Source organism: Methanoculleus sp. SDB (assembly GCA_001412355.1).
Lineage (GTDB): Archaea > Halobacteriota > Methanomicrobia > Methanomicrobiales > Methanomicrobiaceae > LKUD01.
Genome location: LKUD01000041.1, coordinates 11,803 through 34,766 on the forward strand (window position 1 = coordinate 11,803; position 22,964 = coordinate 34,766).

Below are 22,964 nucleotides of genomic sequence, written 5' to 3' on the forward strand. Positions count from 1 at the left end.
GATGAGACAAAGAATGATGACCGGAGATGCATCGTTTCATATCAGAATAATGGAAAAATACAAGAATAAACGAATTTTATTCAGGGATTTCCCAAATCTTGTTTTCATGAAAAACCATGCCATGGAACAACCGCCCCTGTTATTCGCTTTCAAAGTATTTGTTCGTTCATTTGTTCAGAGGATATCAATTGAATTATTTGATATTCCCGAATTCCTCCAGACGACTTCGCAGTTGATGATAGCTATATCTCCACGAACGGTAATCTCTCCGTTCACTTCTTTTCCTTCGGGCATCGGAAAATCGCAAAAACCTTCCCCGAAGATCTATTCTGATAATAGAGAAAACAGGTATTATTTCTCCAGAATAATTCCTTTCCTTCGCAGAAAAATTATTCATTTACCCTATTCTGAAATGAATACTGATGATCACTATTCAAGGCAAGATTTGACTCACAAGCTGAATCTGACAGCAAGAATGATTTCAAACAATCAAAGTAACAAAATCCACACGCTCATCTCCGCCTTTCCCATAATGCCTCCGCAAGAATCACTTGCCAGATCTGCTTTTTTTCTCCGTGATAGCGATATCAAAGACAGACCTGTGCCCGACACAGGGGTCCATTATCCCGACTTTGATGCGATCCTACGCGAATTAAAGTCTCTTTCCAGTGAAGTAAAGGAAAGCATGAAGCATCGAAGTATTGCTGACGAACACCCGAATTCAAAGAGTTATCCTGACGCACTGGATGTCGAGAGAATCTCAAATAAGGTCATCCAAATGATGGATTACCGGACGAAAATCGCTAAAGAGCGGAGGGTAGCACTGTAATGGGATTAAAAAAAGGGTTCATCCGGGTGCTCGAGGGGGCCAGGGCATCAGAAGAGATTGAGGTTCTGTATTATCCTGCTGAATACAGCACTGAGAAAAGCAATGTCTTCTCTGAAGTCAGTATTCCCGGACTTGAATCGCCGTATATACAGTTTCTGAAGGGGAATGCAGTTACCTTATCCCTTGAAATTTTCTATGACACCTATGAAAAGGGCATCGATGTGCGGATTGCAACCGATCATCTCACGACGCTGATGAACCTTGATCCTCACCTCCACGCACCTCCACCACTGCTCTTCCTCTGGGGCCTCCGTGCCCAGGAGCCGTTCTTCTGTATTCTCGAACAGGTGACGAGACGATTCACGATGTTCCTTCCCAGCGGGATCCCGGTCAGGGCACGGCTCTCTGTCAGGCTGCGTGAATTCAAGAGAGGGCCAAGTCCCACCGAGCGAGCCCTGCAATCCAGGGATAGGACGAAGGTGTACCGCGTGAAGCAAGGGGACACCCTCTGGCTTATAGCACATCGTGAATATGGCGATGCTTCTCGCTGGAACACGATTGCCAAATGGAATATGATTACGGATCCGAGGTTCCTCGCACCCGGCCGGGAGTTGATCCTCCGGCCACTGGAGTAAAATCATGGCAGCAATTATACCTGGTCTGGCTACCTATGCTCCGGTCATAAAGGTTGTCAGGGAGACGGACCAGTATTGCTTTCCTCAGGAGTGTATTGCCGGTGTTGAGATCCAGGAACATCTCAAGGAACCGGATTCCTTTCAAATATCATTCAACGACGACGTGAAAATTTCAACTCCTTTCCGCTGGCTCAACGACCCCGCTATCCGGCCTGGCACGATTGTAACGATTGACTATGGGTATTCAGGTTCCAGGATGAGCAGGTTTCTCGGGAAAATACAGGCAATTAATCCAAGCTATACACAGACCGGCATGGTAATTCTCGGAATCGAAGGATACGATCTCTCGTATGATCTGAAGAAAACGAGAAAGGAATTCAAGGATAACAATGTAAAATATTCCGATATTGCAACCGAGATCGCCTTCAAGAATAACCTCGGATCATCGGTTACCGATTCGGAACAGAAGCATGCCAAGGTTGAACGGAAAAAGAATGAGAAAGACTATGAGTTCCTCGCTAGGCTCGCCCATATTATTGAATTCGAGTTCTTCGTTCGTGGAAAAATCCTTTACTTCCGGAAACCCGCGGATCGTCTCTGGTCAGACTATACTTTTGAATTCAGGAAAAATATCATCAGCTTTAATCCACGTTTTACAACCGCGACCATGGCAAATGAAGTGACAGTTCTTGCCTGGGATGTGGGTGTTAAAGATCGAATCGCAGAAACCGTAACCTGCGCTGAAATCGGCAGTCAGTTGGGTATTTCCGATATCAGCCGGATTATTGAGCAGTCCCTTGGCAACCCTGTTCAGATAAAGCTGGAAGGAAAAGTTGTCCGTTCCCGTGAAGAAGCGAGGAAGATCGCTGTTGCAGAACTGAAAAAGCGGAACGAATGCTATATCGAAGGTTTTCTCGAATGCATCGGGGATCCGTCCCTTCACGCGGGTATGACCGTGAATGTGTTGAATGTCGGCGACCTCTTTTCGGGTGTGTATTACATCAAATCCGCTCGTCATACCCTGAATGAAAGTGGATACCGGACATCCCTCAATCTCTGCAGGTGTCTTTGATGGGAATCGATGAAATGTTTGATGAAAACAACCGGGATCAGGAGCAGATCTACGGAGTTGTCATCGGGATCGTAACGAATAACAAGGATGAGAGGCTCCTCGGGAGGATTCAAATCCGGTTCCCGTGGCGGAGTGAAGAGCAGAAGAAGGCATACTGGGCAAGAATCGGAAGTCTTATGGCCGGAAAGGGTCGGGGAACGGTATTCTATCCGGAGGTTGGCGACGAGGTACTTGTCGCTTTCGAGCATGGAGACATCAATCACCCGTATATTCTGGGGACCCTCTGGAATGGCAGGGATCCTCCGCCGGAGAAGAACGAGAACGGCCAGAATAATATTCGCGTGATTCATTCGAGAAGCGGACATGAAATTATCCTCGATGATACAACGGGAAATGAGAAAATAGTCCTTGTTGACAAGACGCGGCAGAATAAAGTCACCATCGACTCAGCTCAAAACGAGATTCGAATAGAAGCTGCCATTCAGATCAGAATCACAGCACCGAATATCGAAATCCAGGGATCAGAATCGCTGACCATCGGAGCAAATGGATGCATAGCGATCCAGGGACAGATCGTGAAGATCAATTGAAAGGAGACTATCGTATGCCACAAGCAGCACGGATTACGGACATGACATCGCATGGAATACCGCTAGGTCCCGGTCCGGGGAGCCCGAATGTCCTGATCGGAGGTCTTCCGGCATGGAGGATAATGGTTGATTACCACAGCTGCCCTCTGCCCTATCATATCGGAGGCGTGGTGATGCTCGGGAGCAGCACGGTTTTTATCAACGGATTGTCCGCAGCCCGGGTCGGTGATGTTGTTGTTGAGGCAGGTCCTCCGAATCCGATCGCACTGGGATGCCCAACCGTGATATTCGGGTGAGGGGCTGAAAGGAGACGTGAATAGAAAATGGTCACAGGGAAGGAATTTCTGGGAACAGGGTGGAAATTTCCGATTAAGACTGATAGCAGCGGCCATATTGCCCTATCGACGGGTGAAGAGGACATTTCCGAAGCGATACGAATTATTCTTCTCACGTCTCCCGGTGAGCGAGTGATGCGTCCCGATTTCGGGTGCGGAATTCGTGATTATATCTTCGCTTCGATGAATGCGAAAACTCTCGCGCTCATCGAAACTTCGGTCCGGGAGGCTCTGATCAAATATGAGCCCCGTATTGAAGTACTCGACGTCAAGGCCGATGCAACCGACGCGGCGCTGGGAAAGCTGCTTATTGGACTTATCTACCGGGTCAGGGCGACGAATACGGTTTTTAACCGGGTCTATCCGTTCTACCTAACAGAGGGATGATATATGCCCCGGATACTGGACAAACATGAAGAGACGATTATCACCGAAATACTCGCCAGGGGACCTTTTTATACACCGGAATGGGAAACTGCGGATAAAGAGGACGCTGGCATTGCAGTCGCCCAGATCATGGCCCGGTTCGGTGATACAGCAATCAGCCGGCTCAATATAGCTCCTAAACTTCATTTCCTGTCGTTTCTCGAGATGATTCAAGTTAGACTTCTTCGTGCTCAGCCATCCCGGGTCCCGCTCACCTTCTGCGTGTCCGATGACGCCCCCGGCCCAGTTTCAGTTCCCGGAAAGACCCGGGCATCGTCAGAGGTCGCCGATGGACAACCGGTTGTTTTTGAAACGGAGGAACACCTGATTGCAACGCCGGCACAACTTGATGATCTGGTTAGCGTTAATCCCCGTACGGATGAGATTTTCCATCATATCTCCGCTAATGAACACAATACGGCAATCACCCTGTTCCTCGGGAAAAATTCTCAGGAACATTCTCTGTATATCGGAGACAGCGCAACCCTTTCAGTAGCGAATGCAATAGTGACCATTACAATTAAGGGAACTAAAGTGTCCGCTCTTGCCCACCTGGGAGTGGAATGGTCGTATTCTGGAGAAATAATCATAAAAACCGACGGAAAAGAAGAAAAGATTTTCGAGCCGCAAATTGTTGCGATTTCGAATATTCACACATCTGATACAACCCTCTCATTTGATTTGGCGATCGACTGCCGCATAGCTGAGACAGAGATTCGGGGAATTAAAAATCGGTGGCTCCGGTGCACGGCAAAGAGTGCGATTTCCCGATTAACAGGAATCACTATTGACTCTATTATTATCGAATCCCGACCAGCAGCAAAGGATGAAATCTTGCCGGATCAACTCTTTTGCGATGATGTTCCCGCTGATCCGAAGAGCATTCAGCAGGAACCTGTGTATCCGTTTGGACACGCCCTTTTTCTTTACAAATGCTTCTATATCGCGTCTGCTGAGGCATTTACCAAGAGAAAGTATAGTGTTCAAATCACCGTTGATTCAACAGTTAAAGGATCTTCCTCTCCTCCATGCACATTAGCGATATCCTGGGAGTACTGGGACGGTGCCGGGTGGATGCATCTCAATACCAGTCCGACCGATCTGGATTTCACTCAAAAATTCATCGTCACCATTTCTGCTCTCCCCGAAATCCGGCAGACAAGAGTTAATGGGAAAGAAAATTATTGGATCCGGATGCGCCTCATTGGCGGCCAATTTGACACGGTTCCGTTTTTTACTCATATCACAATCAGGTATTGCCCCCCTTCTTGTGGCACCATTCCTGAACACATCATAACCACGGACAATCAGGATATTGTCCTGAGAGAGAATGCTCCTTTTCCGATTTTCGCACAAATCCCCGATCCGTTCCCGTCCCTGTATCTGGGTTTCAATAAACCACTCGTGGCCACCCCGCTCAATATATTTTTTGCTGTAGATCCCATGCAGGAATATCCTGCCGAATTTCATCCAGATATCATTTGGCAATATCTTGGAGCTGACGGTGAATGGCAGCATATCAACGCGCAGGATGAGACTCATGGTGTTACTCGCCCCGGCATCGTAAAAATTGAAGCTCCGGGCCTGATGGCAGGTTTTCGTCTCTTCGGAAGCAGCAATCCATTGTACTGGCTTCGTGCGCAGTTCACGGAATCGTTCTTCGATATCCCCACAAACTACCAAAATATTCAGCTGCCATGGCTTTCTGTCACGGTTCTCCCATGGAACTCTCTATTTGGAGCTCGATTCTGGATTCAGTATGCAGGAACGATCCTTTCAATGTTCGGACAAGAGAACCAGTTCAACCTCGGCAATATTCCGGTATGCCCCGCCCCAATCGAGGTTTTGAATCCGAGTCTCTTTCCATCGGCTGTTAAAAAGGCTCTTCCTCCACTGATTCGGGGCGTTTTTCCAAACACTACCTGGGCACCCCAGTGCAGAACCGTACCGGAGGATTTCCTTGGTTCAGGGACGGGTGAAGCAGGACGTTCATTTACTCTCGTAAATGTCCCGGTGGTTTCTGCCGATGTATGGGTCAACGAGGCTGGTTCGCTGACCCCCTCCGATCTCGACATGCTGAGAATACCCGGTCATTTCAGAGAGACCATGGATAAAAGGGACAATACAGCTGAGTTTTGGGTACGCTGGAATGAGGTGGAGAATCTCGCATTATCAAAGAAATCAGACCGTCAATTTGAACTTGATCCATCGAGTGGTACGATCACTTTTGGAGACCGTCATCATGGAAGGATCCCTCCCATCGGGCTGAATAATCTTCGCGTGGTTTACCGCACCGGCGGGGGAAAGCGGGGAAATCTTGCCAGCAATATGATTACTTCTCTTCAGCAAGACATCGCTTTTATTAATGAGGTCTCCAATCCGCTGGCAGCCGAGGGGGGGTGTGATTGTGAGACGGTGGAGGCTCTTATCCGCCGTGCACCACGAGTCCTGCGCCACCGCGGCCGGGCAATCACTACAGCTGATTTTGAATCACTAGCTCATGACGCGTCCAGAGAAGTGGCAAAGGTGAGGGTTCTGGAGAACTTCGATACCGAGGGGAACTACAAACCCGGCCGGGTGACTGTGGTCATCGTCCCCCATTCCCAAGAACCAAAACCTCTTCCCTCTCCTGAGCTAAAACGGAGAGTTGAACAATATCTGAAAAAGAATTCGTCCAATGTTTTACAGATCGCGGTGATACAACCTTCCTATCTTCAGGTCAATATCACTGCCTCTCTTTTCACTCGTGAACTGGATCTGGTGCCTCTCATCACTGGAGAGGCGAATAAGACATTAACCGACTTCCTTCATCCCCTCACGGGTGGCGACGAGAGGGGAGGCTGGCCTTTTGGAGGTATCCCCTGCGTTTCGGATATCTATACGGTCCTCGAATCAATCGATGGGGTGAATTATGTCAATAATGTCACTCTATCTCTCGATCCCGGCACGAGCGCCTCACCATTCCATGTCAGGGACAACATGATGGCCGTAAAAATACCGCCATATTGTCTGCCGTTCTGCGGTAATCTGAGCCTCAAGACAACGTGGATGCCGGTAGGAGGTCGATGACATTATGACGATCCCCAAACCTGACCTGGAAGATAAAACATTTGAGCAACTGGTTGAAGAGGCACGAACCCTCATTCCCCAATATGCACCAATATGGACGGATCATAACTGGAGCGATCCCGGTATCACCCTGATCGACCTCCAGGCGTGGATCACAGAAGCGGAACTATACCGGATTAATCTAGTCACTGATAGTCACCGGCGTAAATACCTTCAGTTGCTCGGTGTTCACCCCGCGGCTCCCAAACGTGCGAAAGTGGACCTTACCTTCATACCAATAGATTCGAGAATCGTGAAAAAAGGAACTCCTGTCAGTGCAATTCTCCCGGATAAGAAGATCTTCTTCGAAATTGATGATGATATCCCACTCACACCGATCACATTAATGAAGGTGATCGTTGACGGAGGTTCCGGTGGAATCGTCGACAGGACTGTAGAGAATGAGGCGGCCGATCTGTTCTTTGCACCTTTCAGCTTGCGCATCAGAGCCGGCTGTGCCCTATATCTTGCCTTTGATTCACCTGCAGACTCGCTGAGCTTCAAATGCTATCTGTACGAGAAGGATCTGAAAACACCCGGCAGCCACAACGATGAGCAGGAATATGCTTTCGAGGATATCGTGCTGCGCTGGGAATACTCTGGCGCGAATGACTGGATCAGGATATATCCTGCTAAAGCAGGGGACACAGTCCCGATTGTATCGGATGGGACTCGAAATTTCCGAAAAAGTGGATGTTTTACCTTCCACAATATCGGGATGACCCCTCCTGATGTCGAATCCTGGACGGCAAAGGCCCTCTCCAGCTGGCAGGATCCCGAAGATCCCGCTCGCACATTCTATTGGCTGCGATGTGTGGTAGAGGATTGCAGCGCTGTATTCCCCCCTCGCATCGAGATGATCCGGATGAATACTGCGACCGCAACCGAGGGATCTACCATCGACTTCCCCGAGTCGCAGACGGGAACCGGTCTTCCCGGCCAGATCATGAAACTGACGCCGGGTCCGGTTATTCAGAATAGTGTCGAACTATTCGTAAATGGCAAACGCTGGGAGATTCGTTGCGATCTTGACAGCTCCGGTCCGGAGGATTACCATGCTGCGATAATACCTGAAACGGGAGAGATTCTGTTTGGCGACGGATTCCGTGGAATAGTGCCGCCAGCAGATTCGATTATTCGTGTGGAGAAATACCGTATCGGCGGCGGCGAAGCGGGCAATGTGAGGGCGGGAACTCAGTGGTATGATGATGGCCGGAGCATGGCGGAAATCAATAATCTCCGACCTGCGGCCGGAGGTGCCGATGCAGAGACTCTCTCTGAGGCTATTGGGCGGTTTCTTGATGATCTTCGAAAACCGTATCCCGCGGTAAACAACGCCGATTTTGAATACCTCGCTGAAAATACCCCAGGTCTCAGAGTGTGGAAAGCAAGGGCTGTACCGGGTTATCACCCCCGGAATCCTGGCATCACCACTGAAGGAACGGTTACTATCGCGGTTATTCCCTTCACCCCTCTTCTTCATCTCGAGGAGCCCCCAATTGCTTCATACGGATTCCTCTCTGCAATAACCCGGCATATAGACAGGCATCGCCTTCTCTGCACACGATGTTGCGTCGTACCTGCAATGTTTATCCGCGTCGAAATCCGGATCAGCGTTGTCCCTCTATCACGCATATCAACAGACGGACTTGAAAGACGGATCAGAGAAACTATCGAGGAGTATCTCCATCCGATACGCGGATGGATCGATCACCAGGGGTGGCCGATGGGGCAGAATGTGTATCGTTCCGAGATTTACCGGGTTGTGGAAGCTATCGACGGTGTCAGGTGTTCAGGCAGGCTCCTGCTCTCCGGAAACAACGGTGCGATCCGGGACCGTGAAGGAAACCTGATCCTGCCGGCACCAATAGCCACGGTTTATGCGGGATCCATCTCGGTCCATACCGTCACTGAGGCAAGGGAATGCCGGAAGAAGGGGGAGACCCATGGAACCGGTTAAGTTCGTCACCATCGGAACCACATCGCTCTTTACACAGTACTGCGAGGAGACGACTCACCTTGTCATCGATGACCGTGGCCTTCATCTGCCCGAGCAGGCCTGTTACGAATTCCCTGGCATCATGTTTAGCCGTCCCGGGCTGGACCTGCGTGATCTTGCCGTCGACGAATGCGGAACGCTGTACCTCCTTGACGGCGGAACCGGGAGAATTCTCATGCAGGATTCGTGCCGGGGCCCATTCATTCCGCTCGGGTGCCCGTATGACACTCTCCCAATCGCTCTTACCGATCCCCGTGCCATCGACCTTGACCGGCGAACACTGTATATTGGTGATGGAAACCGGCTCATCGCGCTTTCTCGACGAAACCTTCAGGTTCGGTGGATCCTTGATAGGAATCCCGACGGCACGCCTCTCGGAAAGGTTGTGGATCTCACCGTTGACCGTATGGGACGCATCCATCTGCTCGAATCCCGACGCACCCTCATTCTCGATTGCGGCGGAAGAATACTCGGTCAGATAAACCTCTCCGGAACTGCTACGGATCTGTGCTTTACTCCAGACGGGGGACTTGCAGTGCTGGGACTGCAGTCTCTCTTTCTGATTTCGAAAGACGCACTTACCGGGGCGATCAGGGACGGGCATCCCAAGCCAGAGCAACGTAATGTTCGTATCGATGTCGAAAATCCTGCAGGTCTTGTTTCATCAGACAATGGCTATTTCATCATCGGTACCGGGACTTCGCGAGTCCCAGAACCAGCCCTCTTCAGGATGGAACCCCAAAATGATGTGATATTGTCAAGGATTACGTCCTATCGCGGTTTCACGCGCAGGCTGGCCATTGACCGGTCCGGAAACCTGTATCTCATTTCCGGAACCGGTGAGGCTCTCTATCTGATCCGGCAGGCGGATCCACTGCATATGACCTGTCCGCTGCCGGATCCTGCCGGCACCTTTTCCGGAACCTATTGGTCCAGGGTGGTCGACAGCAGAAATCGTGATACCCGGTGGCACCGGTTCGTTATCGATGGCATTTTCCCGTCGGGGACTGGGATAGGATTGCAGTATGCCATTAGTAATGATCCGTTTCCGGTTGAATGGCATGAAGGACTGCCCGGGTCTTCTGTAAACCAGGGCGAGAGAAGACGCGATGGGCTCTTTCTTGCCGACGACAAGGGACGGTACCTGTGGTTTTCCGTCCGGCTGCAGGGAACATCCACACGCTCTCCTGAGGTTTCAAGAATTACCGTCTACTTCCCGCGTTCGACCTATCTTGAATTTCTTCCTGCCGTCTATCAGGAAGATGAGGTCAGCAGCGATTTCCTTGAACGGTTCCTTTCGCTCTTCGAGAGCACATGGGGTGAGATCGATAATGAGATCGACCACCTGACACGGTACTTTGATCCATATGGTACACCCCCCGAATTTTTACCCTGGCTCGGCTCCTGGGTGGCCCTCTCTATGGATGAGGCGTGGCCCGAGACAATGCAGCGATGGCTGATTCAAAACGCTGTCCGCCTCTATAAGATGCGGGGAACACCGGCAGGCCTCGTTGAGGTCATCGAAGAATTCCTGTGGGAAAAACTGGGAGCGGGGCGGGTCTACATCCTCGAGAATCTCCCCCCGCCATGCCCTACCTCCAAGGTGGCGTGTTATCGCTGCCAGGGCGAGACCGGGTTATCAGTGGTGAAAGAGGATGATGCCGAAGTATCATCAGCAGTCCCTGTTCTCCGGGAATGCTGGGAGGGTGAACTCCCGACGGTTCCCGAATGGCAATCACATGGCTGCCTTTATTATCCGCCAACCGGCGTGAAACCAATTCTCTGTGCTGTGCAGGCTGAACACTGGCCGGCCGCCGAACGGGAGATGACGCTCTCGCAGATCCTCTTCGGCGGCGCACTCTTCTGCTTCTGCGTCCTCATAGCCGGCGTAGAGCCAGAAGAGGCCGACCTTCAGGCAATCCGGCGGATTATTTCGGAATGGAAGCCTGCCCATACCTGTTCATCACTGAAGGTCCTGCTTTCCGGGATTGCCCTCGACGGACTGACATTCCTCGGAGTGAACACGACCCTTTCGGGACCGGGATTTATCATCGGAAGATCGGTTCTTGGCAGGGGTGCGGTCCTTACGGACCTTGAGGACGGCGGGCGCCTGGCCCCGCCGGTAAAGATCGGTATCGATTCACGATTATCTTAATGAAAATGAGGAGAATATTATGACTGAAGATCAGAAAGGAAGGGAAGGGTGCGAGCTGCACCAGTTCGAACGGAACAACTACTTTTTTGGCAAGCTGATGACAGTGCGGGACTTCCAGGACGAACAGGCGTACTTCAACGGCAAGCGGTACCTGCTCAACCGCCATATCCACGGCTGGGGTATAATCTGTGGATTCCAGAATATCCAGATCCGGGAGGGGCCTTCGGGTGAAATCATTGCAACCTTCTGCGACGGCGGAGCCGCTCTTGACTGCTGCGGCCGCGAGATTGTAGTGCCGGTCAAGGGCCAGAAAAAAGTTCTTGATATATCGGGAAATCCATTGAAATTCGACCAGGAAGCAGGGAATACCCTGTGCCTCTACCTCAAATACCGGGAGTGCTACCGCGAGAGGGTCGAAGCAGCATCGTCTTCATCCGGCTGTGAACCGGTCTGCTGCTGGAACCGCATCCTCGAGGATTACGAGGTCATTGGACTGCTTCCAAATTCAATGGAAAAAAACGAACCGGTGAAACAAACGAAAGTAATGATATCGCAGGAAAATCAGGGAACTCCTTTGCCGTCACTCCAACAGATGATTAAAGAAAATTCTGAAATCAAAGAGATAATTTTTAAAGATTTATCTGCAGGCAATAAGCGAATTCTTACTAAAATACTTACTGATCTCACAACCGATCCGCAAAACGAAAATCTAAATCAACGAATAATGCGCGGAGAAGAAGTGGAATCCGAGGAGATTGATCAATTAACGAGAGAAAATCAAGATGTAAGAAATGCAATCGTCCGTTTATTTCAAGAAACCCGAAGAATATACAGATTACACACAGCACCATGTCATCGTGATTATTCACATCCCTGTCTTGAAAACCCACATTTTTCAGGTTTTATTACAAATTACATTAAGCAATGCCACGTTGTTCAGACACTTAATTGTCCGGATTGCTGTGTTTATCTCGGTATTATCCGCATATCAAGTGATAGTGCAGTGCTATCGGCACCACAATCCAACGAGTGCGAACCAGTTCAGGAAAAACCTGAAAGAACGGGTGGTACTTTCAGTCCCGACGAAACACACCGCCGCTATGTATACAGTAACCCGCTTCTTGCAGAACTTATTTGTAAAAGCCAACAGCCGCAGGAACAGGCGACGATATGCGTCGGAGGGGTATGTCCTCTTGTAATCAATACACAACAGAAAGATTATAAGTGCACTGGGATTGAACTGGGGAAGGATAATGAAATAGTAGGATGGTCAATTCAGCTCGGGATCGAACTTCAATGGCCGACTTTAGACTTAAGTAAAAAAATCCCTGAAACCCACCTCCCATCAGATGAGAGTGGACTCGCATTAGAAGAAAGTGGATTGATTCGAGCTGAAACAAAATCTATAAAATATTCTCCTGAACTCGCAATCTTGGGAATATCACTGTTTGGGAATACATATAAAAAGGACAATAAATGGCTGCTGGACATCAGTCTCGGCATTTCAGATAAAATGAGGCAAATTATAAAAAATTTGGAACTGTTCAATGTGATTGTTCACTGGTGGGCAATTACACCCCAAAATGCTATCACGTGTACATGCGCACACCAAAAATTATGGCCCGTTGAATAATATATCTAATATCTATCGATATTTGAGGTGAAAGTGGGATTTGGAGAGCGCATCTGGCATCAAAAATCTAGGCAAACAATATAAATATATCTGCAATAAAAAAGGATTCTCACATGGCGATGAAGACCGATACATTGGCTCGACCGGCAAAAACATACCCGCCGAGCAGCTTCCTGCCGCCCACGGAAATATGCGCTAAGTCGCATCTCCCCCCCATTCCTGAACTTCTTTCACAGGGAAGGCACCTCCGTTTGTTCCGTTCCATGACAGATCCCATCCGGGACAACAATCTCCTTTCAATGGGGATTCAATCCACCTTAATTGTTTCCGATTCGCACGATCCCGCGGAAGAGCAGGCTGATCGGGTTGCGGAAGAGGTAATCCAGATGCAGGAGTCGGTTGTACAACAGAAATATCCCAATATTAAAAATTGTGGGCTTGAAGCATATAATCGAAATATTATACAATTAAAGACCAATAGTGCCCAAGGATGGCCAAATTCGATACAGCAAAATTTTATTTTTGGCAATGGCCAGGGACAACTAATGGACTTTAAAACAAGAGCATTTATGGAATCAAGATTTGGATATAATTTCAGTAAAATACGATTACATACCGATTCGCGGGCAGCAGAATCGGCAAGAGCAATAAAAGCACAAGCTTTTACTATTGGAAATGATATTGGATTTAATTCAGGCAGTTATCGACCAGAAACCATGTCAGGAAAACGGCTTATTGCCCATGAGTTAACTCATATCATTCAACAAGATAGCTCTAATTTAATTATTCAGAGAAAGCCAAATTCAAATTATAATATTATAAAAAAGAATCTATCTTATGGAATATTTGACTGGGCCATAAGAGAAAAAGAAGTAAGAAGAGTATTAAAAATATTAGATGCTTTTTCTGAAGATGAATTGGAAATTACAGTCCATCAAATGATTAGAGACGGAATATTGCACAGGTTGTATGATAATATTTCTGATGAGGATAAATTAATATATACTGATTTATTAATGGAAATTAAGGCTATTAAAGGAAAAATAACTGGTTTACCGGTATGCTGCAAAGATACATTGAAGAAAATTGATCATATTATATCTTCAGGAAAACAGTTGAAAGCCCTTCTTGGGGCCGCTCCTTTCATTACACTATTTGGACAACATCCTGCAGATGTCGCATTAAACCTTTTACTTCAGGATTGGGATTTATATGTTGAAGTTGTTAAGGGGGTTGATCCAATAGTGAAAAATCAAGTATATCAAGTCATTGTTTTACATTTGATTGACCATCAGAAAACACCTGAAGAAGAGTTTTGGGAGAAAATGGAGAAGCTTTGGCAATAATATTTATCATAGAAATTCAATTATTTATAATAAAAAATATTAAAAATTTTATAGCGGCCTTTATTCGGTGGTGAAAATCACAACCTCATCATTTCTAATTGACTTATAACAATATGTATTTATTAAACTCCCCTTCTTTGTAACATTCTATTTTCTTCACAACCACCCCGCCACCTCAGACTCACTCACCTCCCGCTCCGTTTTCCCCATCTCCGTCTTCGTGGCCTGCAGGATATGGCTCATCCGGACATGTATATTGGCATCGGCCGCAAGGAAGGCCGCATGGAGCGCAATGTTGCGGATAGCCCCTCCGGTTGCGCTGAGACGGGAGAGTTTTTCATAATCCAGCCCCTCCGTGGGCGTTGCCTCAGGAAAGATCTGCTCCCAGATTTTTTGCCGATGAACCTGATCAGGAAATGGAAACTGGATGATGAAACGGATCCGACGCAGAAACGCTGGATCTATCGCCTCTTTCAGGTTGGTGGTGAGAATGGCAAGGCCCCGGTAGGTCTCCATCCGCTGGAGAAGATAGGAGATTTCAATGTTGGCATACCGGTCATGACTGTCCTTCACCTCGCTGCGTTTGCCGAAGAGGGCATCGGCCTCGTCAAAGAGCAGAATCGCTCCACCTATTTCGGCAGCGTCGAATATTTTTCGCAGGTTCTTCTCGGTCTCTCCTATGTATTTGCTCACCACCTGGGAAAGGTCGATCCGATACAGGTCCAGTTGAAGGTCGGTGGCCAGCACTTCGGCCGCCAGGGTCTTTCCTGTGCCGCTCATGCCGGTGAAAAGGGCGCTGATCCCGAATCCCCGGGATGATCGCTCGGCGAAGCCCCACTTCTCGTAAACAGTGGCACGGTGGCGTACCTGTGCCGCGATCTGGTGGAGGAGAGTGCGCTGTTTATCGGGGAGAATCAACTGGTCCCACTTTGCTCGCGGTGTGATCCACTCTGCCAGACCCTGCATAGCCGGGCGTGTCATCCGACGGCAGGCGTCCCAGAGTGTGTTTCCGAGAATCTCAGGGTGAGGAGTAATTTGAACATCACAATCATCAGCGAGGATATCATTACAAACATTCTGGATATCCGTTGGATTCAGGATAAATTGAGAGATCAGTGGATTTATCACGGCGTCCGGATTCGGGCACAACCAGCCAATCTGTTCTGTCCAGATCTCTCGTTGCTCCTGCACCGTAGGTCTTGGAATATCAAAGATCACGGACTGCCGATAAAACGTAACAGCATTTTTCCTTGAAATGAGAAGAGGGCATTCGAGGGATTCACTGATGTATTTGAGTGCTGTTTCCCGGCCGGGATCATTTGAATCACCATCGTCGCAATTCAGGTAAATAGCACCGCGGCTTAACATCATTTCCCTCATCGAAAGCCGTGCCAGCGCCTCCTGTTCAGCAGGAGAAAGAGGGATCCTTCCGGTATCAATTCGGAAAGGGCGATATCCCTGTATCTCACAGGCATGGAGATAAATATCTTGTTTGATTCTGGACTGATTTCCAATAAGTTGAATGGGAATATGGATTCCCTGATCCTCTCCTTCTGACCACACACGGCAAATCTCTGTGGCAATATCCCGATGACAGGATACAAGTTCTTGCAGTGGAAAAGAATCCATTGGTTCAAGGATTCCGGAAAGCCGCTCATCGCAATATTGCATTCCCATGAGAAAATGAAGGATACGTTCATCGATTCTAAGCTGACACTCGAACAGGCTTCTTCCGGGCTCGATTTCGATGAGACGCCAGTACCTGAGTGGGCCTGCCGGAGAAAGAGCAGACCAGGTACCTTCCGGTAAAACACTGAGGGCGAGCCCGAAAGTGAGAGAAGAAATGTCTCTCATACCGTGAGCTTTGATGATAAGATTCTGAATTGAGGGCTCGATCTCGGCACCGGCGCAAAGAAGAAGGAGATCCCGTTCAAAGCGGGAGAATGTCGAGGTTATTAGGTCAAACGCCGGGGGAGACGGCATATTCTCTGCTATCCGGGAAAGACGTGCTCTCCCCTCGAGTCCTGCTGGATTCTCGTTTATATCATCACGATTTCGAAGGCGCTGTTCAATTTCCTCTCTTAAGATGGAAAAAGCGATGGCGAGGTATTGTTGGTTCGCTTCCATCCAAGTAACCGGATTATGATTATTCATGGTATCCCTGCGATATCTTCTTTTCAAACGGGAATATCAACAGATATCAGAATGATGAAAGAATTCAAACGACTCATATTTTAATCTTAATATATATATAAAAAATATTTATATTATATAAATAAAAATCGGTTAAAGTGAGGTATCAATAAGACTCTTTTTATCCCTCACCCGCACATTCGCCAGAAAAGTCCTCGCCAGAAGCGGACTGACCGCCCCGGGCGGCAATCCCAGCACCGCCGCCACGTCCCGGGCCAGCGCCATCGGCTCCGGGTTCTCCGCCCCGGCGCAGGAAAGCACGGCCTCATGGATCGCCTGCAGGTAGAGAATGCCCTCGTCCATCACCCGGTAGGCCTCCCCGCCATACCGCGGCTCGTCCCATGCCGACAAAAGCACCTTGATACCGGCCCGGTTCCGGAGCCGTTCCACCGACCGCACCGACGCGAGGGCATCGTCGTACACCGGCAGATCGCCCCGCACCGGCACCGCATCGCCGCAGCAGAGCACATTTTCGTCATGCAGGAACAGCGAGACGGACCCGGGCGAGTGGCCCGGCGTGTGGATAACCTCAATCTCGCCCCGCATCCCGTCGGGCTCGATGGTCATGCCGTCGAGAAGCTCGATATCGACCTTTACCGGGCCGCCGACCAGCATGTCGAACCCCGGCACCGGTCGCTCGCGGTTCTGGCGAGCCACATCCTCGATCCAGACCCGCTCGGCGGGATGGGCCGCAATGTTGCACTGCGTTTCCTGCCGGATTGTCCGTGCCGCCCCGATATGATCGGGGTGGGAATGCGTCAGGACGATGAGGGCAATCTCCGACGGGTCACGCCCCGCGGAGCGGACAGCGTCGAAAATCAGCGCACCGGACCCGGCCACGCCCGTATCGACGAGGGTGATCGTCTCGCCGAATACGACATATGAGTACACGAACCGGTCGAGAGCGATGCCGGGTGCGACAGGGATTTTGAACGGATGCCTGAGCGCATGGACGGACGGAATAATCTGCATGGGAACTCCTTTCTGCAGGTATAGGGAGGACAGATGATAATAGGAAGGGAGAGAGCCGTATTCAGAATTCCATCCTCATCCGGTAACTACTGTTCCGGGCCGCCACCCGGCCATTCTTTGTATGGTATATCCCGCACACCGGCGTTGGTGTCCGCTGCCGATACGGGAGGAGCGTTGCCGATGAGATTCAGGAAAACCTCTTCGCTACCGTCCGGCCATCTGCGGGATTGAACCGTTCCTGCGCGATGCGGCGTCGAACTCGTGCAGCATTGTGCGCGCCCGTATCGCTCAGGCAAAAATACCGGCATACTGCCGCCCGATATTCAAACGATCATAAAACCGACAATAAGGGCTCCGATAATGAATCTGAACAATCCTGAACGGTTGTATCCGTACCGGAACGATCACGGCAGGTCCGGTTTTCCCTGAACGTTCGGGAACCTTATACCGCCCGTCGCCGACCATTCTCCCAGGCGACGGGAAGCGCCCGACGATCAAGGAGGATACATTATGACAGCACGAAACGTATGGATTGCCGGCATCCTCGCACTCGCCCTGCTCTGCATGGCCGGTGCGGCGGCAGCCGATGAGACTATCGGCAACGCCACGGGCGAGTTCGTCATCGTGGACGACGTCGAACCCTATGACGGGCCAATCGGCCCCGGCAGCCCGCTCTACGGCCTCAAGATCGCGTTTGAAGACCTTGACGAGTCATTTACCGCAAATGAGACAGAACGCTTCAATAAACAGCTGAACCATGCACGGCTGCGGCTCTCCGAGGTACGGCGGGAGCTTCTCATGAACAACACGGACGCGGCCGAGCGCGCCCTGGAGCTCTATGAAGCAAAGCTCAATACGACACAGCTCCAGCTGCAGGTGATGGCATCCTCGAACGCGACCGGGCTCCTCCATGCCCAGCAGATTGTCGCCCGGCACCAGCTGGTGCTCGGAACCCTGCTCGATGAAAACCCGGGCAACCGGGGCCTGCAGCGGGCGTACAACAACTCCGTAACCCTCGAGCAGAAATTCGAGGAAAAAACCCAGACCCGGATCGAGCGTGTCGTCCAGAAAAACAACGCGACGATAGCAAAGGCCGTCCGGCTGGCAGAGAAGACACAGCAGCACACAAACAATACCGGCGAGGAACAGGCCATTAAAGTCCAGCAGACCGAAAAGGTGCAGCAGGGCCAGGGTGCCGGCGGAAACGACGATAAAGGACAGAAACAGGTGACGCAGACGCCGGCAAACGACAACGGACAGAAAGGAAATAAGAATCAATAATCCCTTTTTCCGGCAGGAGAAAACCCATTGCAGCAAAAAATCGGATCCCTCCGCTGCAGGCAAACCGAAACGAGGGACGGCGATGCCGGCCCGACACCGGTTCCCAAATTTTTTCTTGTCGGATACGATACCATTTCAGAAGAAACCGGTGGTGAGAAATGAGACGAGTGCTGCGGCAAATGCCGGTGATTGTTCTCCTGCTGTGTGCCGTCCTGACCTGCACGGCTGCAGCGGCCGAACCCGACTATGCCGTTACGTATACCATCACCGTCGCAGATGACGGGTCGGCCCTCTGGCGCGTGGAATACCGCGCACTCCTGCCTACCATCGCCGATGTCGCGGATTTTGAGGCCTATGCGGCTGATCTTTCGATCGTGTATCTCCCCCAGTTCCGCGATCTGATGGAGCGCTCGGCGGCACAGGCGGCGGTGGCGACCGGCCGCTCCATGGCCGTGGCCGATGTTACCGGTGATGCCGTCATGCAGGAGTCCCCCACCGGACGGTACGGCGTGGTGGTGTACACGGCCCTCTGGGACGGATTTGCCCGCCCCGGCACCACGCTCATCATCGGCGATGCATTCGCCGGCGGACTCTATCTGGAATACGGCAACACGCTCATCATCCGCTATCCCGACGGGTATACGGTCGTGCGGGCCGAACCGGCGCCGGACGATACCCGTGACGGCCTCGCCTGGTACGGCCAGCGCTCGTTCGGTGCCGGAGAGCCCAGAGTGGAACTGGAACCGGCAGCATTTCCGCTTCTGCCCGTTGCCATCGCTCTCGTCCTGATCATCGCAATTACCGGTGCAGGATTTGCATTCCGTCGGAGAAGGACGGAAACGGAAGAGATACCCCTGCAGGACACGGCCGGCTCGGTTTCAGCCGGTGACGCCGGGCCGGTGAGCATCGAAGACCGGATCGTGCAGCTGCTCCTGTCACAGGGCGGGGAGCTGTTCCAGTCCGATATTGTCAGGATGACCGGCCTGCCCAGGTCGACCGTGAGCACGGCGTTAAACGGCCTCCATGCACGCGGCGTTATCATGAAAATCAGGAAAGGGCGGGAGAACGTCATCAGGCTCGCGCCCGGCATGCCGCCGGATTCGGATCAATGATTCCCCGTCACGGACACATCCCCGGTGGAACGGATCGGAAGCAGGACCAACCCACCACCTAATTTTCCTGCTGATTCGTGTTCGTTGCCTCACACGGCAACCGGGAAGGCCCTCGCTATGATGGACCGGTCCGGTCCGGCCGCGTTGATCCTCAGCCGGTTCATACCGATCCTAAACCTGCCGCCATTCATCGCCGGATTGAACACGGGCACAGGTCTGGTACCGGTCGGTCAGGTTCGACCTGCCCCGCATTCCTCCCCCTGTTTCCTGACGGTGAATTGTTGAGATGCACTATGCACTGTTGAGGAGACCGTCGATAAGTACTATTTCCGGCCGACGTCGCTCCGTCAACGTATCAAGCGCGAGGGAACTACGCAAAATGGACGTTAATCTGAATTATTTTTGATGAAAAAGCCCTGATTCAGGATACCGAACCACCGGCCCACGCAATACGGCAACGGGCAATGAAGATCGAAAATAACTCAAATCAAAGACATTTGGTCAAATTAAGCTCATATGTTTGGATTTTCCCGCAACACTTATAGTGCATGAGCCCGAACAATACGTCCGAACATACCCGTATCCGGATTTTTTTCCATGACCATTTATTCAGCCAACCAGCAGCAGATTGCTGCCAGAATCAATCCCGCATCGCAACGGTCGAACTGGACGGACTGGCACTGGCAGGTCAGCCATGCCATCAGGGAGATCCCGACCTTCGAACGCCTTACCGGCATCGTATTCACCCCTGAACAACGCAAACGGCTCGAGGAGACGGTCGCGAAATTTCCGCTCTCCATCACGCCCTACTACCTTTCCCTCATCGAGGCCGAGGACTACGACAACGATCCCGTCTTCATGCAGGCATTCCCCTCCGAGGCGGAGCTGATCATCGAGGACTGCGACATGCCCGACCCGCTCGCCGAGGACACCGACAGCCCGGCGGCCTGCATCACGCACCGGTATCCCGACCGGGTGCTCTTTCTGGTCAGCAACGTCTGCGCCATGTACTGCCGCCACTGCACCCGGAAGCGGAAAGTCGGCGACATCGACTCCATACCCGACAAGGCCGCGATCCGAGAAGGCCTCGACTACATTGCGGGCCACCCGGCCATCCGCGACGTTCTCCTCTCGGGCGGCGATCCCCTGATGCTGCCCGACGAGTATCTCGACTGGATCCTGACCGAGCTTACCGCCATCCCGCACGTCGAGGTGGTCCGGATCGGGAGCCGGGTTCCCGTCGTGCTCCCCTACCGCATCACCGATGAGCTGGTCGCGATGCTGAAAAAACACCACCCGCTCTTTCTTAACACGCACTTCAACCACCCCCGCGAGATTACCGCATCGTCGCGCCAGGCACTCGGGAAACTCGCCGACGCGGGCATCCCGCTCGGCAACCAGACAGTGGTGCTTGCGGGCGTCAACGATTGCCCCCGGATCATGAAGACGCTCGTGCACAAGCTCGTGCAGCAGCGGGTCAGGCCGTACTACCTCTACCAGTGCGACCTCTCCGAGGGGCTCGCCCATTTCAGGACACCGGTAGGCAAGGGCATCGAGATCATCGAGAGCCTCATCGGCCACACGAGCGGGTTTGCCGTCCCGACGTACGTCATCGACGCGCCCGGCGGCGGGGGCAAGATCCCGGTAATGCCGACGTACCTCATCTCGTGGTCGACGAACAAGGTGGTGCTCCGGAACTACGAAGGCGTCATCTCCACCTACCGCGAACCGGACTCCTACCAGCCGGTCTACTGCGACCGGAACTGCGAAGCCTGCACGCTCAGCCTCAAGCTCGACGACGCCGACGAGTCCAAGGCGGTCGGGATCGAGAAGCTGCTCTCCGACTACGACGACACCTACATGCTGATCCCTGAAAACACCGAGCGGATCGGCCGGCGCAATGAGTGACACCGTCGGCCGGCTGGGATCTTCGGTGGTCCAGCACGGCGCTTTCAACGACCGCGTGTACCTGATGAAGCTCGCCCGGGGGGATGCCGGGGCAATCATCCCGGCAATCGAGGAGCTTGCAGAGCGGCACGGCTATTCGAAGATCTGTGCAAAAATCCCGGACAGCGCGAAGGATGCGTTCTGCGATGCCGGGTACCGCGTCGAGGCCCGCGTCCCCGCGCTCTACGGAGGGGTTGAAGACGGCTGGTTCCTGGCCCGCTACCCCGATCCTGCCCGGGCCATCGCCGGCGATGCTGACCGTATCGCCGATCTGCTGACGGTCGCTGCGGACCGCTCGGGGGGCTGCACGGCCTGTCAGCTCCCGGCAGGGTCTGCAATCGCGCCGGCAGGGCCTGACGACGCGGAATCGCTCGCCGCCCTTTACGGCGACGTCTTTGCCACGTACCCGTTCCCCATCCACGACCCCGCTTTTCTCCGGGGGGCGATGGCAGCCGATACCCGCTACTTCGTCGTCCGGGCGGGAGACCGGATCGTTGCCGCGGCCTCGGCGGAAATGGATCGGTCGGGCCGAAACACCGAGATGACGGACTTCGCCACCGATCCCGCCTGCCGGGGCATGGGGCTCTGCTCGGCCCTGCTTGCCGTAATGGAGGAAGAGATGCGAAATCGCGGTATCGCGACCGCCTACACCATCGCACGGGCCGCTTTCTACCCGATTACCGTCACCTTTACCCGGGCAGGGTACCGGTTCGGGGGCACGCTTGCCAACAACACGAACATCTGCGGGGCCTTCGAGAGCATGAACGTGTGGTACAAGACGCTCGTTTAAGGAGAAGGACTAAAAAATGAGGGTATCCATCGATACTGAGCAGCCGGCCTCGCCGGTCACCGGATACGTGCCGTTGCACGGCCCGGGAAACGCACTTGAGAGCCGCTCGCGGTACGACTTCGACTGCCACCCCGGTACCCGTCCCGCGTGATGAAGAACCAGCTGCAGGTTTCATCAGTTCTGATACTTATCAGATGGATGTATGCCTCGCGAAATGAATCTGAAGATATTCTTTCCGGGATGATACAAAGGAGACCGTATAGCTGCTATTCGGTGGAAAGCGGAAAAGAAATTATCAAGAGGATTGATGCTATTGCTTGTGAAGGCAGGACACAAGCCTGATGCAGTTTTCTATACTCCACAAAGCACGAGACGTGTCCTTTTTTTACTGTCATCAAAAGGAATCCACTGGAATAGTACAGATGTTTTACTGTTTCGCGTTTCACCCGGTAACAGTAGCAGTCTGCCGGAGATCACTTTTTTGTATTCTAGCAGCCGCTGCAGATTTTGGGATACCCGATGATTTTTTTTGATGAGGAAA

Annotated in this window: 18 protein-coding genes; 16 read left to right on the forward strand and 2 right to left on the reverse strand. The window is 51.8% G+C overall.

Annotation, left to right across the window (positions count from 1 at the left end; genetic code table 11):
* Window positions 1-13: 13 nt before the first annotated feature.
* The 11 genes from APR53_02835 (at window position 14) to APR53_02885 (ending at window position 14,128) form a co-directional block, all read left to right on the forward strand.
* The gene (locus tag APR53_02835; GenBank protein KQC04762.1) at window positions 14-829 is read left to right on the forward strand and encodes a hypothetical protein; all 816 of its coding nucleotides are present in this window, start codon (window positions 14-16) and stop codon (window positions 827-829) included.
* Window positions 829-1,464 (forward strand): peptidoglycan-binding protein, encoded by a 636-nt coding sequence (locus APR53_02840; protein KQC04763.1) that lies wholly within the window; start codon window positions 829-831, stop codon window positions 1,462-1,464. Before APR53_02835 ends, APR53_02840 begins: the two co-directional genes overlap by 1 nt.
* A gap of 4 nt (window positions 1,465-1,468) precedes the next feature.
* The gene (locus tag APR53_02845; GenBank protein ID KQC04764.1) at window positions 1,469-2,536 is read left to right on the forward strand and encodes a hypothetical protein; all 1,068 of its coding nucleotides are present in this window, start codon (window positions 1,469-1,471) and stop codon (window positions 2,534-2,536) included.
* Window positions 2,536-3,126, forward strand: a complete 591-nt coding sequence (locus APR53_02850) for a hypothetical protein (GenBank protein ID KQC04765.1) — start codon at window positions 2,536-2,538, stop codon at window positions 3,124-3,126. Before APR53_02845 ends, APR53_02850 begins: the two co-directional genes overlap by 1 nt.
* A gap of 14 nt (window positions 3,127-3,140) precedes the next feature.
* Window positions 3,141-3,422, forward strand: coding sequence for a hypothetical protein (locus APR53_02855; protein ID KQC04766.1), 282 nt, complete (start codon window positions 3,141-3,143; stop codon window positions 3,420-3,422).
* 27 nt (window positions 3,423-3,449) lie between these two features.
* A complete protein-coding gene (locus APR53_02860; protein ID KQC04767.1) occupies window positions 3,450-3,848 on the forward strand; it encodes a baseplate protein in 399 nt (132 codons plus the stop codon).
* Window positions 3,849-3,851: 3 nt separating this feature from the next.
* Window positions 3,852-6,956 (forward strand): hypothetical protein, encoded by a 3,105-nt coding sequence (locus tag APR53_02865; protein ID KQC04768.1) that lies wholly within the window; start codon window positions 3,852-3,854, stop codon window positions 6,954-6,956.
* Between the two features lie 4 nt (window positions 6,957-6,960).
* Window positions 6,961-8,955 (forward strand): hypothetical protein, encoded by a 1,995-nt coding sequence (locus APR53_02870; protein ID KQC04769.1) that lies wholly within the window; start codon window positions 6,961-6,963, stop codon window positions 8,953-8,955.
* Window positions 8,942-11,149: a hypothetical protein gene (locus tag APR53_02875; protein KQC04770.1), complete on the forward strand. Its 2,208-nt coding sequence runs from the start codon at window positions 8,942-8,944 to the stop codon at window positions 11,147-11,149. The genes APR53_02870 and APR53_02875 overlap by 14 nt, the downstream gene beginning before the upstream one ends.
* Before the next feature lie 19 nt (window positions 11,150-11,168).
* Window positions 11,169-12,782 carry a hypothetical protein gene (locus APR53_02880; protein ID KQC04771.1) on the forward strand — a complete coding sequence of 538 codons (1,614 nt, stop codon included), beginning with the start codon at window positions 11,169-11,171 and terminating at the stop codon, window positions 12,780-12,782.
* A 263-nt stretch (window positions 12,783-13,045) separates the two neighbouring features.
* Window positions 13,046-14,128 carry a hypothetical protein gene (locus tag APR53_02885; GenBank protein ID KQC04772.1) on the forward strand — a complete coding sequence of 361 codons (1,083 nt, stop codon included), beginning with the start codon at window positions 13,046-13,048 and terminating at the stop codon, window positions 14,126-14,128.
* Between the two features lie 156 nt (window positions 14,129-14,284).
* Here APR53_02885 and APR53_02890 read toward each other — a convergent pair whose 3' ends face one another.
* Entirely contained in the window at window positions 14,285-16,111 is a 1,827-nt protein-coding gene (locus APR53_02890; GenBank protein KQC04773.1) for a hypothetical protein, read from the reverse strand.
* Window positions 16,112-16,414: 303 nt separating this feature from the next.
* The gene (locus APR53_02895; protein ID KQC04774.1) at window positions 16,415-17,293 is read right to left on the reverse strand and encodes an MBL fold metallo-hydrolase; all 879 of its coding nucleotides are present in this window, start codon (window positions 17,291-17,293) and stop codon (window positions 16,415-16,417) included.
* Window positions 17,294-17,803: 510 nt separating this feature from the next.
* On the opposite strand from APR53_02895, the gene APR53_02900 reads away from it, so the two are divergent.
* The 5 genes from APR53_02900 to APR53_02920 all read left to right on the forward strand — a co-directional run bounded on the left by APR53_02900 (window position 17,804) and on the right by APR53_02920 (window position 22,765).
* A complete protein-coding gene (locus APR53_02900; GenBank protein ID KQC04775.1) occupies window positions 17,804-18,574 on the forward strand; it encodes a hypothetical protein in 771 nt (256 codons plus the stop codon).
* Between the two features lie 158 nt (window positions 18,575-18,732).
* Entirely contained in the window at window positions 18,733-19,686 is a 954-nt protein-coding gene (locus tag APR53_02905) for a hypothetical protein (protein ID KQC04776.1), read from the forward strand.
* 597 nt (window positions 19,687-20,283) lie between these two features.
* The gene (locus APR53_02910; GenBank protein KQC04777.1) at window positions 20,284-21,594 is read left to right on the forward strand and encodes a lysine 2,3-aminomutase; all 1,311 of its coding nucleotides are present in this window, start codon (window positions 20,284-20,286) and stop codon (window positions 21,592-21,594) included.
* Complete coding sequence (locus tag APR53_02915; protein KQC04778.1) at window positions 21,587-22,423, forward strand: hypothetical protein; 837 nt, start codon at window positions 21,587-21,589, stop codon at window positions 22,421-22,423. The genes APR53_02910 and APR53_02915 overlap by 8 nt, the downstream gene beginning before the upstream one ends.
* 150 nt (window positions 22,424-22,573) lie before the next feature.
* Window positions 22,574-22,765: a hypothetical protein gene (locus tag APR53_02920; protein ID KQC04779.1), complete on the forward strand. Its 192-nt coding sequence runs from the start codon at window positions 22,574-22,576 to the stop codon at window positions 22,763-22,765.
* Window positions 22,766-22,964: the final 199 nt, after the last annotated feature.